Annotated in this window: 16 protein-coding genes; 5 read left to right on the top strand and 11 right to left on the bottom strand. The window is 64.6% G+C overall.

What is annotated here, in order from left to right; translation table 11 throughout:
- Positions 1-37 precede the first annotated feature (37 nt).
- The gene (locus tag WI560_RS11610) at positions 38-1,279 is read left to right on the top strand and encodes an amidohydrolase family protein (protein WP_375308106.1); all 1,242 of its coding nucleotides are present in this window, start codon (positions 38-40) and stop codon (positions 1,277-1,279) included.
- Between the two features lie 205 nt (positions 1,280-1,484).
- Entirely contained in the window at positions 1,485-1,805 is a 321-nt protein-coding gene (locus WI560_RS11605; RefSeq protein WP_375308105.1) for a hypothetical protein, read from the top strand.
- Positions 1,806-1,821: 16 nt separating this feature from the next.
- Here the strand turns inward: WI560_RS11605 and WI560_RS11600 are convergent, their stop codons facing one another.
- Genes WI560_RS11600 through WI560_RS11575 form a run of 6 tightly spaced genes read right to left on the bottom strand, consistent with a single transcriptional unit; the run spans position 1,822 to position 6,691 of the window.
- A complete protein-coding gene (locus tag WI560_RS11600) occupies positions 1,822-2,736 on the bottom strand; it encodes a DUF1932 domain-containing protein (RefSeq protein ID WP_375308104.1) in 915 nt (304 codons plus the stop codon).
- Positions 2,736-3,605, bottom strand: coding sequence for a hypothetical protein (locus WI560_RS11595; protein ID WP_375308103.1), 870 nt, complete (start codon positions 3,603-3,605; stop codon positions 2,736-2,738). Before WI560_RS11595 ends, WI560_RS11600 begins: the two co-directional genes overlap by 1 nt.
- 24 nt (positions 3,606-3,629) lie before the next feature.
- The gene (locus tag WI560_RS11590) at positions 3,630-4,313 is read right to left on the bottom strand and encodes a 4-carboxy-4-hydroxy-2-oxoadipate aldolase/oxaloacetate decarboxylase (RefSeq protein ID WP_375308102.1); all 684 of its coding nucleotides are present in this window, start codon (positions 4,311-4,313) and stop codon (positions 3,630-3,632) included.
- On the bottom strand, positions 4,310-5,023 hold the full coding sequence (locus WI560_RS11585) for a PIG-L deacetylase family protein (RefSeq protein ID WP_028135719.1): 714 nt from the start codon (positions 5,021-5,023) through the stop codon (positions 4,310-4,312). Before WI560_RS11585 ends, WI560_RS11590 begins: the two co-directional genes overlap by 4 nt.
- A gap of 40 nt (positions 5,024-5,063) precedes the next feature.
- On the bottom strand, positions 5,064-5,948 hold the full coding sequence (locus WI560_RS11580) for an amidohydrolase family protein (RefSeq protein WP_375308101.1): 885 nt from the start codon (positions 5,946-5,948) through the stop codon (positions 5,064-5,066).
- A 32-nt stretch (positions 5,949-5,980) separates the two neighbouring features.
- Complete coding sequence (locus WI560_RS11575) at positions 5,981-6,691, bottom strand: TetR/AcrR family transcriptional regulator (RefSeq protein WP_375308100.1); 711 nt, start codon at positions 6,689-6,691, stop codon at positions 5,981-5,983.
- Between the two features lie 115 nt (positions 6,692-6,806).
- Here WI560_RS11575 and WI560_RS11570 point away from each other — a divergent pair, with 115 nt between their 5' ends.
- Both WI560_RS11570 and WI560_RS11565 read left to right on the top strand, forming a co-directional pair.
- Complete coding sequence (locus tag WI560_RS11570) at positions 6,807-7,784, top strand: tripartite tricarboxylate transporter substrate binding protein (RefSeq protein ID WP_375308099.1); 978 nt, start codon at positions 6,807-6,809, stop codon at positions 7,782-7,784.
- A 198-nt stretch (positions 7,785-7,982) separates the two neighbouring features.
- A complete protein-coding gene (locus tag WI560_RS11565) occupies positions 7,983-8,906 on the top strand; it encodes a PepSY domain-containing protein (RefSeq protein ID WP_375308098.1) in 924 nt (307 codons plus the stop codon).
- Between the two features lie 13 nt (positions 8,907-8,919).
- On the opposite strand, the gene WI560_RS11560 is transcribed toward WI560_RS11565, so the two are convergent.
- On the bottom strand, positions 8,920-10,059 hold the full coding sequence (locus WI560_RS11560) for a mechanosensitive ion channel family protein (RefSeq protein ID WP_375308821.1): 1,140 nt from the start codon (positions 10,057-10,059) through the stop codon (positions 8,920-8,922).
- Between the two features lie 127 nt (positions 10,060-10,186).
- Here WI560_RS11560 and WI560_RS11555 point away from each other — a divergent pair, with 127 nt between their 5' ends.
- On the top strand, positions 10,187-11,437 hold the full coding sequence (locus WI560_RS11555) for a DUF763 domain-containing protein (RefSeq protein WP_375308097.1): 1,251 nt from the start codon (positions 10,187-10,189) through the stop codon (positions 11,435-11,437).
- Positions 11,438-11,471: 34 nt separating this feature from the next.
- Here WI560_RS11555 and WI560_RS11550 read toward each other — a convergent pair whose 3' ends face one another.
- The 4 genes from WI560_RS11550 to WI560_RS11535 all read right to left on the bottom strand — a co-directional run bounded on the left by WI560_RS11550 (position 11,472) and on the right by WI560_RS11535 (position 13,549).
- Positions 11,472-11,714, bottom strand: a complete 243-nt coding sequence (locus WI560_RS11550) for a hypothetical protein (RefSeq protein ID WP_375308096.1) — start codon at positions 11,712-11,714, stop codon at positions 11,472-11,474.
- A gap of 63 nt (positions 11,715-11,777) precedes the next feature.
- Entirely contained in the window at positions 11,778-11,978 is a 201-nt protein-coding gene (locus WI560_RS11545) for a hypothetical protein (protein WP_375308095.1), read from the bottom strand.
- Between the two features lie 14 nt (positions 11,979-11,992).
- Complete coding sequence (locus tag WI560_RS11540; protein WP_257177796.1) at positions 11,993-12,178, bottom strand: hypothetical protein; 186 nt, start codon at positions 12,176-12,178, stop codon at positions 11,993-11,995.
- Positions 12,179-12,277: 99 nt separating this feature from the next.
- A complete protein-coding gene (locus tag WI560_RS11535) occupies positions 12,278-13,549 on the bottom strand; it encodes a cytochrome P450 (protein WP_375308094.1) in 1,272 nt (423 codons plus the stop codon).
- Positions 13,550-13,628 lie beyond the last annotated feature (79 nt).

The raw sequence follows: 13,628 nt of genomic DNA, 5'->3' as shown, positions 1-13,628 counted from the left end.
CGGCTTCCGGTACGCTGCTTCAGCTGAATCCAATACCATGATCACGCCCGCCGCCTTCGACCTGATCCTCCGCAACGCGCTGTTGCGATCGTCCGCCGTACCCGTCGATATCGGCGTTAAGGGCGGCCGCATCGCCGCGATCGAGCCGCGGCTTGCCTGCGAAGCGGCCGAGGTCGACCTCGGCGGACACCTCGCCCTGCCCGGCTTCGTCGACACCCACATCCATCTCGACAAGGCCTGCCTGCTCGGCCGCTGCGGCCACGATCACGGCAGCGTCTCCGAGGCGATCCGCGCCGTCGCCGGCATGAAGAAGGATTTTACGGTCAAGGACGTCTACGTGCGCGGCGGAAAGGTGCTCGAACGCGCCATCGTGCACGGCACGACGCGCATGCGAACCCATGTCGAGATCGATCCGCGCATCGGCCTGCGCGGCTTCGAGGCGGTCAAGGCGCTCAAGCGCGACTACGCCTGGGCGATTGACCTGTCACTCTGCGTCTTCCCGCAGGAAGGCCTGACCAACGATCCCGGCAGCGACGAGCTGCTGGTGCAGGCGCTGCGCGACGGCGCCGAAGCGATCGGCGGCTGTCCCTATATGGACAGCGATCCGAACGCCCATCTCGCACGCATCTTCGATCTCGCGGAGCAGTTCGACGTCGACGTCGACCTTCACCTGGATTTCGATCTCGATCCCTCCTGGTGGCATCTCGACGAAGTCTGCCGGCAGACCGAGCGGCGCAACTATCACGGACGGGTCGCGATCGGCCATGCGACAAAACTCTCGGCCCTGCCGCCGGATCGGATGAAGGCTGCCAGCGCGCAGCTGGCAAGAGCCGGCGTCGCCGTCACCGTGCTGCCCGCGACAGATCTCTATCTGATGGGCCGCGAGTCCACCCACAACGCGCCGCGCGGACTGACGCTCGCCCACAGGCTCGCGGGCGATGGCGTCGTATGCTCGGTTGCGACCAACAACGTGCTCAATCCCTTCACGCCGTTCGGCGATGCCTCGCTGCTGCGGATGGCGAACTTCTACGCCAATGTCGCGCACGTCGCGGTGAACGATTTCGACACCTGCCTCGATCTCGTGACCGAACAGCCGGCCCGGCTGATGAACCTTGCCGATTACGGCATCAAGGTCGGAAATCCCGCCGATCTCATCGTCCTCGATACGAAAGATAGCCGCTTCGCCATCGCCGAGCTGCCTGATGTCGTGATGGGCTTCAAGCGCGGCCGGCAGACCTTTGAGCGGCGGCGGCCCACCTTGTTCCGGCCCGGAACCTGACCCGCTTTCAGTCGAACACCAATGGTAGAATCGTCAGGACACGGAGCCGGATATAGGCCGTTCGCGCTGGTTTCACGGCTGATCTCACCCCAAATCCGAGTCCGGTAGAATCCCGGACCGTAGCTGTGCGCATTGAACAAGAGGTCATCCGGATCATACTAAGGGGGCGCTCTGAACCATCCGGGTTCAGTGGGGAAGTCTGTCTATGTTCAACGCTTTCAGTAGCCTCGATTATCGCTCCATTCGGGCCAACACACCTGCGGAAACCGCCATCAAGCGACTGAACGGAATCGGTGAAGTCCTGTCGGACCTCGATATCTCGACGATCCACACGCAGGACGACATGACCCGCGCACTCTGGACGCTCGAGACCGCCGACAAGTGCATCCGCATGATCGTCTCGGAGTTCCGCACCGCGCCCGCCAAGGAGCAGGTCGTCCGCAAGGCCAAGAGCCTGGTCGATGCGATCGAGCACGCTCGTGACGAAATCTCGAACTATCGCGACGGCCGCAGGGCGTTGAGCTGAACGCAGGCGCTCGGCCTCAGCGCTTGATCTTCGCCAATATCCGGTCTGCCTCGGTCCGCCAGTCGGCGCTGCGAGCGAACTCCTTGGTGCTCCTGGCGCCGAACACCCCTTCGTCGGCGAGATCGGCCATCCACGCCTGCCGTTCGGCAGTGCCCTGCGCGGACCATGGCGTCAGCCCCGCCTCGCGCACGGTCTCCGCGACCTCCCGCACCTCTTCGGCACGCCGGCGGCCGTGCTCGATCACGCGCTGGAAGCAATAGGCGCCCTGCTTCTCCCAGTTGATTCCGGGAAACGTCTCCGCGAGCGAGGCCAGCACCGCATCCTCCACTCCATAGGCGCGCGCGGTGGTGAAGCTCTCGATGACCATGGCTTCGAGGCCCTTGATCATGATGCTGCGGCACATCTTCACCGCGGAGGACACGCCGAGCTCGTCGCTCGCAACCTTGGCCGCAAAGCCGATCGCATTCAGAAGCGGCTCGATCTGCCTCGCGCCGGGGCCGCCGAGCAGCAGCGGCACCTTGATGCGATAGGGCGGCACCGAGGTCATCACCGCGCCCTCGACGTAGCGGCCGCCTCCACCGTCGATCAGGGCCGCCGCGCGCTGCTTGGCGCCGGGAGAGGCCGAATTGAAATCGAGGAACCAGGTGCCCGGGTTGAGCGCGACGGCACAGGCGTTCGCCACCGGCACGGCCTGGCTGGCAGTGACGGCGGAGATGATGAAGTCGGATTTCGCAGCCAACTCGGCATGCGAAGCCGCGAGCGCCACACCGAATTTTGCCGCATGCTGCTGCAGCGAGGCGCCCTGCTCGCTTCCGAGCTTGATGTCGTAGGTTGACACCTTGATATCCTGCCGGCGCAAATCCTCGGCCAGGATCCGCCCGACCTCGCCATAACCAATCAGCCCGATCTGCCAGCGCTTCGGATCCGCCATCAGTTCAATCCTCGTGTCGTCTCGTCGAACAGCTCCTCGATCGCATAGCGGCGCGGGATCAGCGACTGCTGGAAGGCGTAGTGGACGATCAGCTCGAGCGGCTTCCTGTTGGCCTCGATCCCGAACGGCACGAGATCGGGTTCTGCCGCAGGCCCCATCTGTTCCTTGTTCCGCTTGAGCAGATCATAGAGGCTCGCGACCACGTCAGGGCGCGATTTCGCCAGCTTCTCAGTCACCACCACGAGATGATTGACCGGCACGACGCCGCGCCGGGCGTACCATCTGGCGGCCTCGGCGGCCGGATCAGGAAATAGAGACTTGAGCCTGGGATTGTCGGAGGTCTCACCAAGCACGGCATCGAGCTCGCCATCGAGCAGCATTGGCAGGATCTTCTTGTCCTTGGGCGCGCGCTCGGTGGTGTCGACATACTCGGCGACGTGCGGATCCTCGAAGGTGATCCAGCGGATCTTGTCGAGATTGACGCCGTAATCGTTGGCGAGGATGCCCCTGATCCAGGCGCCTGTCGTCGTGGTGAACGAGCGGATGCCGACGCGCTTGCCTTCGAGATCGGACGGCCCGAGCGATCCACGTGCGGGATCGTAGAGCGCGTAGGAATGCTGGAAGCGGCCGAGCATGGTGGCCGGCAGCAGCACCAGCGGCTTGCCGTGCGCCTTCGCCATCAGATAGGTGACGATCGCCATCTCGCAGACGTCGAAGGCCTGCTCGCGCACCATCGGCTTGAACGCCGTGTTGGTCGGCGTGTATTCGATGAAGTCGAGATCGAACAGCTCGGAGCGGAGCTCGCCACTCTTGACCGCCTGCACATGGCGGTGGTTGCCGAGCACGGCCTTCAGCTTGAGACGATCCATCCGCCTGCTCCGCTTGTCTTCGCCTTAGACGTCCTCGGGATTGTCGACGTAGACGAGCCCGGCCTTCGCCAGTGCCTCGCGCATGTTGTACATGTCAAGGCCAAGCTCGCCGGAGGCAAGCCGCTTGCGCTTGCCGCCCTCGTCCGAGTTGCGCTTTCTCGCCTTGTTGGCGACCTCCGCCGCGTAGCGCTTCGGCACCACCACGACGCCGTCGTCGTCAGCGACGACGATGTCGCCGGGATCGACGTTGACGCCGGCACAGATCACGGGAACGTTGACCGAGCCGAGCGTCGCCTTGACCGTGCCCTTGGCCGAGACGGCACGCGACCAGACCGGAAATTCCATCTCGTGCAGCGCTTTGACGTCGCGGCAGCCGGCATCGATGATCAGCCCTTGCACGCCGCGCGCCTGCAGCGAGGTCGCCAGCAGCTCACCAAACATGCCGTCGGTATTGTCCGTGGTGCAGCCGACGACGAGGATGTCGCCCTTCTTGCACTGCTCGACGGCGACATGGATCATCCAATTGTCGCCGGGTTGCGCCAGCACGGTGACCGCGGGACCGGCAATCGCCGCGCCCGGCCAGACGGGCCGCAAGTAAGGCTTCATCAGGCCGAGGCGGCCGTAGGCCTCATGCACGGTCGAGACGCCATACTCGGCCATGCCGGCAGGGTCGGCTCGCTTGATGTTGCGAACGACGACCGGCTTCATGCCAGCTCCTCAGCAACCGTCGGGAACAGGCGCTGATAGGCCTCGCCATAGGTCATGGGCACGCCGGTGTTGCGGCTGCCCTGGATGCCGCGGTTGAGCGCGACGCGCTCGTAATAGCCCCAAAGATGCTTCTGCGCGGCCAGGATCTGGAACGCTTCGTATTTCTCCTTCCAGACCTCGTCGATCCTCAGCAGCAGGTCGGGCTTGTAGTTGCACTGCTCGGGCTGATGCGGCTCGAACAGGAACACCGGCGGCGCGGCATATTTGTACTGCGCGCCGGGCTTGTGGCCCATCGCCTGCGCGACCACACGGGTCTCCTGTGCGAAATGCGCCGCGTTGGGATGATCGAAATTGTACGGATCCTCCAGCGCGTGCGTCAGCACGAAGCTCGGGTTGAGCTCGCGGTAGATGTCGACCATGCGGTCGAAATGCGCCTCGGTGAGCTTCAGCGGATAGTCGCCGCAGTCGAAGAACTCGATCTCGGCACCCAGCAGCTTCGCCGCGCGCTCCGCCTCGTCCTTGCGCCCCGCCTTGACCGATTCCAGCGTCGCGCCCTTCTCCTTCCAGGCGAACTGGCTCTCGCCGCGCTCGCCAAATGACAGGCAGACGATCTTCATGCGATAGCCCTTCTTCGCATGCAGCGCGATAGCGCCGCCGGCGCGCCAGACGAAATCGCCGGGATGGGCGGTGACCACGAGACCTGTCTTCATGGGACGAACTCCCTTCTTTCGCTTATAGGTATCAAATTGATCATCGGTCGAACCCGAACAGGCGCGCGGGATTGTCGACCAAAATCTTCTGCTGAAGCTCCGGCTCCGGCGCGAACAGCGGGATCAGATCGACGAGGTCTCCGTCGTTCGGCATCGCCTTGACGTTGGGATGCGGCCAGTCGGTGCCCCAGATGACGCGGTCGGGCGCGGTCTCGACGATCTTTCGTGCAAACGGCACCGCATCCATGAACGGCGGACCGGCCGAGGACACCCGCTCGGAGCCGCAGATCTTGACCCAGCATTTCTCGTCGCGCTGCATCAGCTCGATCAGGATCCTGAACGGAAGCTGGTCGAGCCCCTCGGCAGCCTCCACCCGCCCCATATGGTCGATCGTGTAACTCAGCGGCAGCCTTGCCAGCATATCGGCATAATCCGGCAGATCGATCGCGTCGAAATGCAGGTCGATGTGCCAGCCGAGCGGCGCGACCATGGCAATAACGCGGTCGAACACGCCCTTATCGGGCACGCCGCCGAGGTGGCGGACGAAATTGAAGCGGCAGCCGCGAAACCCGCCCTCGTGCAGCACGCGAAGCCCGCGCTCGGTGATGGTGTCGTCGATATTGGCGACCGCACGATAGGCGCCGTTGCTCTCAGCGATCGCATCGAGCGCGACCGTATTGTCGGTGCCGTGCACGCTGGCATTGACGATGACCGCGCGCTCGACGCCGAGCTTGGCATGCAGCACGCGAAAATCCTCCAGCGGCGCGTCCGGCGGCGTGTAGGACCGATCCGGCGCATAAGGATACTTCGCGCCGGGCCCGAAGATGTGGCAATGCGCGTCGCAAGACAGCTTCGGCAGCTTGAACTTCGGCGTGCGCGTGTTCGGATCGGGCGGCGGAATGGTCGGCGTGTACATCATCGTCATCAGGTGAGCCCGCCGAAGCGAGACCGCTTGTTTCAAGTCTTGCTGCTGACGACCGTCCGGCGCCGCGCCGGCGCGGCATGATCGAGCGGCGGCGCCTGAAACGAGGCAACCGTCGCCTGCACCAATTGCTCGATGGCAGTAGCGGCATCGCCGCCGTCGGCCTCGCCGCGCGACAGGCGCGAAACGCGGTCCGGCGTCACCAGTGAATAATAGAGCGCGCCGAGCAGGAAATGGCTGCGCCAGACGATCTCGGTGCGCGGAATGTGCGGCAGGCTTTCGTGGACCGCATCGATGAAGGCGTGGCTGGTGTCGTCAAACGTCTGCGCGATGATCTTTCGCGCGACCTCGTTGCCTTCGGCCGACATCACGGCGCGCAACCGCGTAAAGCGCGCCCCGCCGCCGGCGAGATCGCTGCCCGAGGTGAATGCCGGCACCACATAGGCGCGCACGATCGCTTCCAGCCGGTCCTGGAGATCGCGTACGCGCCGGGCGGCCGCGAGCAGCTCCGAGCGGCGCAGGTTCATCGGCCCGCAATGGCGCCGATAAATCTCCAGCAGCAGACCGTCTTTGGTCTTGAAATGATAGGTCACGCTGCCGGGATTGGCCCCGGCCGCGTGCGCGATGTCGCGCACCGAGACGGCATTGAAGCCGTTGGTGGCGAACAGCTCCTCGGCCGCGGCGAGGATTGCCTCGCGCATATTCGGCTTGCGGGCCGTTTCCTTGCTGGTGGGCTTGCGGACCATGTGATTTGTACTATCGTACAAAAGATCAGGTCTCGTCAACAAAAACCATGTCGGCGTACGGGACGGCATGGAGATCGCCGCTCGGACGCGAATGCCTACAGGGAGTGCTGGAAAAATGCTGGGTTTGAACAAGACGATCGGCGGTTTGATGCTGGGTGCCGGTCTGCTGCTGGCGGGCGGCGCGCCAGCCGCCGACAATTATCCAAGCAAGCCGGTGCATATTATGGTCCCCTACGCCGCGGGCGGTGCGGTCGACGTGCTCGCGCGTACGCTGGGACAGGCGCTGGCGAAAAGCTGGGGCCAGCAGCCGGTGGTTGACAATCGTCCCGGCGCTGGCGGCATCGTTGCCTCGCAAGCGCTGACGCAGGCCGCACCCGACGGCTACACGCTGATCCTCGTCGCGAGCGGCCATCCGCTCAACCAGTTCATCTATCCGAGCGTGCCCTACGACACGTTCAAGGATTTTACCGCGATCACGGAAGTCGCCTCCTCGCCGCTCGCGATCGTGGTGGCCAAGGACAGTCCCTACAAGACTCTCGGCGATCTCCTGGCGGCTGCGAAGAAGGAGCCGGACAAGCTCTCCTACGGCATGTCAGGCAACGGGACGTCCGCGCATCTGGCCGGCGAGCTGTTGAAGTACATGTCCGGAACCAAGATCGTCTCCATTCCCTATAAGGGCGGCGCACCGGCGCTGACCGCGGTGATATCAGGCGAGATCCCGCTCAGCATCAATCCGCTCGCCGAAGCGATCGGCCAACTCGAGGGTGGCCCGGTGCGCGCGCTGGCGGTGACCTCGGCCGAACGCTCGAAGGCGTTGCCGAACGTGCCGACGGTCGCGGAGTCCGGCGTGCCCGGCTACGACGTCTCGGTCTGGTGGGGCGTCCTCGGCCCGGCCAAAATGCCGCCAGAAATCGTGGCCAAGCTCGAAACCGACCTCAAGGCGGCGCTGCAGGATGCGAATGTGCAGTCGACGCTGGGGAAGATCGGCGCAACTCCAGTCGGCTCGACGTCCAAGGAGTTCGATGCCTACATGCACGCCGAGGCGACCAAATGGGAGCCAGTGCTGAAGGCTGCCAACATTCGCGCGCAGTGAAGCGCGCAAGTCCTTTGATCCGCTTTTAGCGCGCGTGCCGGCGCAGAGAGTGCGGCGACACGTGGCGCGCGGGACTCGATACCTTCCGCGCACGTTAATTCCGGTTGCTGCAAATCAACGCAACAACATGGACAAAGCGTCATTTGTGTTTTGCACGGCTCTGCGCGAGCACTGTCTGGAAGGCACCGAGGACGACGAATGAGCAAACCCGCATTGTTGAGGCTGCATCGCTGGATCACTTTGGTCTTCGCCCTTCCCTTGCTCGCGATCATTGTCACCGGCCTGATCCTGTCGATCGAGCCTCTCATGCAAACGACTAGCATGAACGGTGCTGCGATAGAGGCCGACCGTGTCATCGAGCTGGTGAAGCGATACGATCCCGACGGCAAGGCGCGCGGGCTCTCCATCGACGCGGGCAGCCACAGCATGACGCTCCGGAGCACCAAGGTGCTGGCGATCGATCTTGCAACCGGCGAAGCCGCGTCGGCGGGTGCGACCCTGTCGAATGTCCTCCTCTGGGCACGGGTCACGCATGAACGTCTCATGGGACAGGCCTGGCTGGTGACGGCATCCACGCTGGCCATGGTGATCGTCATGCTGCTCGGCATCGTCATGGGATTGCCGCGGCTTCGCAACACGCTGTCGGGATGGCACAAGGCAACCGCCTGGTTCACGCTGCCACTGATCCTGCTCAGTCCCCTGACCGGTCTGTGCCTGGCGTTCGGCCTGACGTTCCAGGGTGGAGCTGCTCCGGCTGCAACCGGCCGCCCTGTTTCCCTGCCGGACGCGGTCCGCATGGTCGCGGCCTCGCACGAGCTGTCGCATCTGATCTCGATCGGCACGCGCGGCGGCCGCATGATGGCGAGACTTTATGACGGCGGCGAGTTGCGCGCCTATGCCGTCACGTCGTCCGGGGCCGCCCCCCTGCCACGCAACTGGCCGCGCCTGATCCACGAGGGAAACTGGTCAGCCCTGATCGCCGCTCCGATCAATCTCGTGACGTCGATCGCGCTGCTGATCCTGCTGTCGACCGGCCTGCTGATCTGGGCGCGGCGAACATTGCGCAAGCGGCGACCGCGCGCGGAGGGGCCGGCCGGCGCGGCAATGGTCGGCGCCGGCTGATCGCGCGGGAGAGTCAATTGCGCGCGCCCGCCCGTACCTTCTCCGGTGCGACGCGCTGGAGGAGATCTCCATCGCTGTCGGCCGAGGGGATCAGGATCGCGCGATCGCGCGGCAGCGCCTCCGGCATTTCGTCACGGATGAAGGCGATCAACTTCTCTCGCATCTCGCAGCGCAGATCCCAGGATTGCGGCGCGTTCCGCGCGCTGACCAGCGCGCGCAGCTCGATCGTGCGCGCATCCGCGTCAATGACCTGAAGATTGACGACGGCCCCGTCCCACAGCTTGGACTGCTTCACCGCCTCCTCCAGCCAGCGCCGAATGCGCGGAACGTCCGCCCGATAATCGACGTGAAGCGCGATCACACCGATCAGGGATGCGGTGTCGCGGGTCCAGTTCTGGAACGGCTTCTCGATGAAATAGGACAGCGGCACCACCATGCGGCGCCAGTCCCACAGCCGGATCACGACATAGGTCGCGGCGATATCCTCGATCCAGCCCCACTCGTTCTCGATGATCACCGCGTCCTCGATGCGGATCGGCTGGGTGATCGCGATCTGCAAGCCCGCGATCAGGTTGCTCAGCAGCGGCCGCGCCGCAAGGCCGACGATGATACCGGCGGCGCCTGCCGAGGCGAACAGGCTGACGCCGTATTGCCGGACCGAATCGAACGTCATCAGCGCCGTGGACACCGTGATGATGACGATGATGGTGTCGGTGACGCGCTTGAACACGCGGACTTGCGTGACGTGCTTGCGCGCGACGAAATTCTCGGTGACATCGCGGAAATTCTGCAGGTAGCGCGCCGCGCTCATGTCGACGATCCTGATCGAGATCCAGCCGATCAGGGCGATGACGGCGACGACGAACAGGCGCATCATCGGCGTGCGGATCGTGTCGTCGAGCGGCGCGAGCGGCAGAACCAGGGCGACGGCCGCCAGGCACAGCGCTAGCTGGGCCGGGCCGGACGTCCGCTCGATGAACACGCTCAGCAGCGGCAGGCGGGTGCCAAAGGCCCGGTTAAGCAGCCATTTGGCGATCCGATAGAACGACAGTGCAAGGAGGATTGCCGCCGCAACGAGGCTGAGGCCGATGAACCATGACGGTATCCAACCGAACATCCCGTCGATGTCGGCCAACACGGCCTGCCAATGCATCGCCATTCCCCAATTTGCTCTGCGATAGCCGGCTCAACGCCTCTCGGCCGGCTTCGCTCCCCCGCCCTGTGCAACGCAGCATCCCATAGGTGCAAGTGTCGCCGAACTGGGCTAGTTTGGAGCGCTCATGACTCGACGTAGCGGCAGCGCCGATCTTCCCCTGCACACCGGACGGGTTCCGCCCTGGCTGGCGAGCCGCATGGCCACGCTCGGGTCGATCGTCACACAGGCGATCGTGCATCATTACGGCCGCGATGCATTTCTGCAGCGGCTGTCTCATCCGTTCTGGTTCCAGTCGTTCGGCGCCGTGATGGGAATGGACTGGCATTCCTCCGGCATCACGACGTCCGTGATCGGCGCGTTGAAGCGCGGGCTGGGACCCCTCCAGGACGAGCTCGGGATTTATGTCTGTGGCGGCCGGGGCCAGCATTCGCGCAGGACACCGGACGAGTTGATGCAACTCGGCGAGCGCGTCGGATTCGACGGCGCAAAGCTGACCCGCGCCAGCCGCCTGGTGGCGAAGGTCGACAGCGCGGCCGTGCAGGACGGCTTCGACCTCTATCTCCATGGCTTCTTCGTCACCGCCGACGGCAAATGGACGGTGGTGCAGCAGGGCATGAACGGCGACAAGCGCCAGGCCCGCCGCTATCACTGGCATTCCGAAGCGCTGAAGAGCTTCGTCGACACGCCGCATAGCGCGATCGACGGGCCGCAACAGGGCGAGATCGTCAATCTCACCGACCATCGCGCCGACGTCTCGCGCACCGCGCAGCTCGATCTCCTGGATGATCTCGGTCCCGATCGCATCGTCTCCGAATTCGAACGGCTTGTCGGGACTGCGTCCGAGCCGGCCCAGGCCATGCTGCCGCATCTGATCATGCCCGCACATCACGACGTCAGACCGAAGGACGTATTCGCGCGCCGCCTGCACGGCACGCTGGCCGCCGCGGCCGAGCGCGGCCCGATCGACTTTCCCGAATTGCTGCTGACGCCCGGCGTCGGCGCCCGCACCGTGCGCTCGCTGGCGATGGTCGCGGAGGTCGTGCACGGCGCGCCCTATCGCTTTGCGGACCCGGCGCGTTTCTCGCTCGCCCATGGCGGCAAGGACCGGCATCCCTATCCCGTCCCGATCAAGGTCTATGACGAGAGCATCCGCGTGCTGAAGGGCGCGATCCAGAGCGCCAAGCTCGGACGAGAGGAAGAGATGCAGGCGATGAAACGGCTCGACGATCAGGCCCGACGGCTGGAGCGGACTGCGCGCGGGCCTTCGGTGGAGGCCTACATCGCCAATGAGCGCGTCGCCTCGCCCGATCTCGACGGCCACTCCGTGTTCGGCTGGGAACGCGACCTCGCGCTCACAAAAAAGCGGACCGGCTGAACGCCGGTCCGCTAGTTGGTCGGGAGGAACGCTGTTAGGTCTCGTCGGTCTCCGGCTTCTCGTCGAGCCGGTTGGCGGCGTGGTCCTGATATTGTTCGGTCTGGATGGTCTTGCCGTCCATGCCGCGGATGTCCGAATGCTGCTTCTTGTCGCGGTTGGACAGGACCATGTTGTCGCCGATCATCTCCTTGGGGATTTCGGTCATGCCGCCGGTGCCGTCGCCCTTGCCGTGCATGCCGGATCTGAAATGCGTCTTGCTGCCGTGCCCAGATGGCATCGGTCTCTCCTCTTGCCGTGAACCTCTTCGTGTTCCGTTGCGGGTGCCGCATCGGATCGGTCTTTACCTGCCTCCACCCTTGCCCGCGTCGTCGTGCGCGTGATGGGAGTCGTGCTCGCCTCCGACGCCCGAGACACGGCTATGATTACGTTGCGAATTGTCGGCGGGCGGCTTCTTCACCTCCAGCGGCGCCTTTGCGTTCTCGTGTGAGGCGCCGGGTCCGCCCTGGCGGATGCTGTTCGGGGTCTTGGTGGATGTCGACATGGATGTCGCCCTCCTCAACGATCTTGCTGATAGCCTTGATTGGTCGTGTTTTGCTTGATGTTGCCCTGCTGTCCCTGCTGGTCCGGATTTTCCGCGCGCTGCTGGCCATGCGGCGTCTGATCAGGGGACATCTGCTTGCTGTCGCCGGTTCCCTTGCGGCTCTGATTTTCCGGCGGAACAGGTGGCATCTTGCTGGTCATGATCTTGTCTCCCGTTCGAACGTTCGAGGGGACAACAGGACGAGCGGCCCAGCGTTCCTGGACGATGTGCGACAAAGATTTTCCAAAGGGAGACTTGCGTCAGCTCGCCGCGGTAAGGGAACGATCAATGCTTGCTTCGCTGCACGCAGTCATCTGTGTTCCCCGGCCCTCGGCCGTGACTGGAAGCGTCGCGATCGCACGCAAGCCCGGCCGCTTGCGCCAGTGGACCTCGTCGGGATCGATCGCCAGGCCAAGTTTCGGCCAGCGCACGAACAGCGCTTCCAGCGCACAGGCCGCCTCGATGCGCGCGAGCTGATGGCCGAGGCAGAAATGGATTCCCGTTCCGAACGAGAGATGACGGTTCGGCTTGCGTTCGAGGTCGAGGCTTCCAGGGCGATCATGCATCGCCGGATCCATGTTTGCGGCGGCGAGCATCACCATGACCCGGTCGCCCTTGCTCAGACGTACGCCTTCGACCACGACATCCCGCCGCACGTAGCGCGGCTTGGAGAACTGCACTGGCGAGACGAAGCGCAGGAACTCCTCGACAGCGAGCCCGATGCGGCTCCAGTCCTGCTCCAGCCAATCGCGCAAGTCCGGGCTTCTGAGCAGCTCGTAAGCGGAGCCGCTGATGAGATGCGTGGTGGTCTCCGACCCCGCTGCGAGCAGCAGAAAGACCATCGAGACCATTTCATCCGGCGTGATCTGGCCGCCCTCGCGCTCGACCTGGACCAGCTCTGCGATCAAGCCCTCGCCGCCCTGTTCGCGCGCAATCTGCAATTGTCGATCCAGATAGGCGCGCATCTTGCGGAACGCGAACAGCAGGCGGAAGAAGCTGACGACGTTGGTCAGCGAGGACATCGAATTGGCCCAGGCGATGAAGCGAGGACGATCGGCCAACGGCAATCCGAGCAATTCCGAGATCACCGCCAGCGGCAGGATGCGCGCGTAGCGCTGGACCAGATCGGCCGGACGTCCCGCCGAGAACAGCTCGTCAGCGAGACCGTCGGCGATGGCGCGGATACGGGGCTCCATCGCGACGATCGCGCGGCGGCGAAAGGCCTCGTCCACGATGCTGCGCAGCCGGGTGTGATCCGGCTCGTCCATCGTCAGCATGTTGTTGGCGATGGTCCTGACGTAGCGCGGCATCCACCAGCGCAGACCGGCGACGTCGCCATCTTCCTTTCGCAACGTGAAGGTCGCGCTGTCCTTCAGGACCTGCGCGGTGGCGTCATGGGTCGTGGTGATCCAGACGTCGCCGACGAGAGGAAACCGTGTCGCAACCACGGGCCCGGACATGCGCAGCGTCGCAATGGCCTTGGGCGGATCGCGAAAGAAGGCCTCGCTGGTGAAATCGAGGCGCACACTCATGGGCTCACCGGACTGATTGCTGGCGTCTCACCCAGATGGTGCGTGGCCCGGCCGGCGCAAGGGCCGGCTTTCCCTCGGA

The sequence above is a fragment of the Bradyrhizobium sp. A11 genome, assembly GCF_042077125.1.
GTDB lineage: Bacteria > Pseudomonadota > Alphaproteobacteria > Rhizobiales > Xanthobacteraceae > Bradyrhizobium > Bradyrhizobium japonicum_B.
This window is presented reverse-complemented; position numbering and strand designations above follow the sequence as displayed.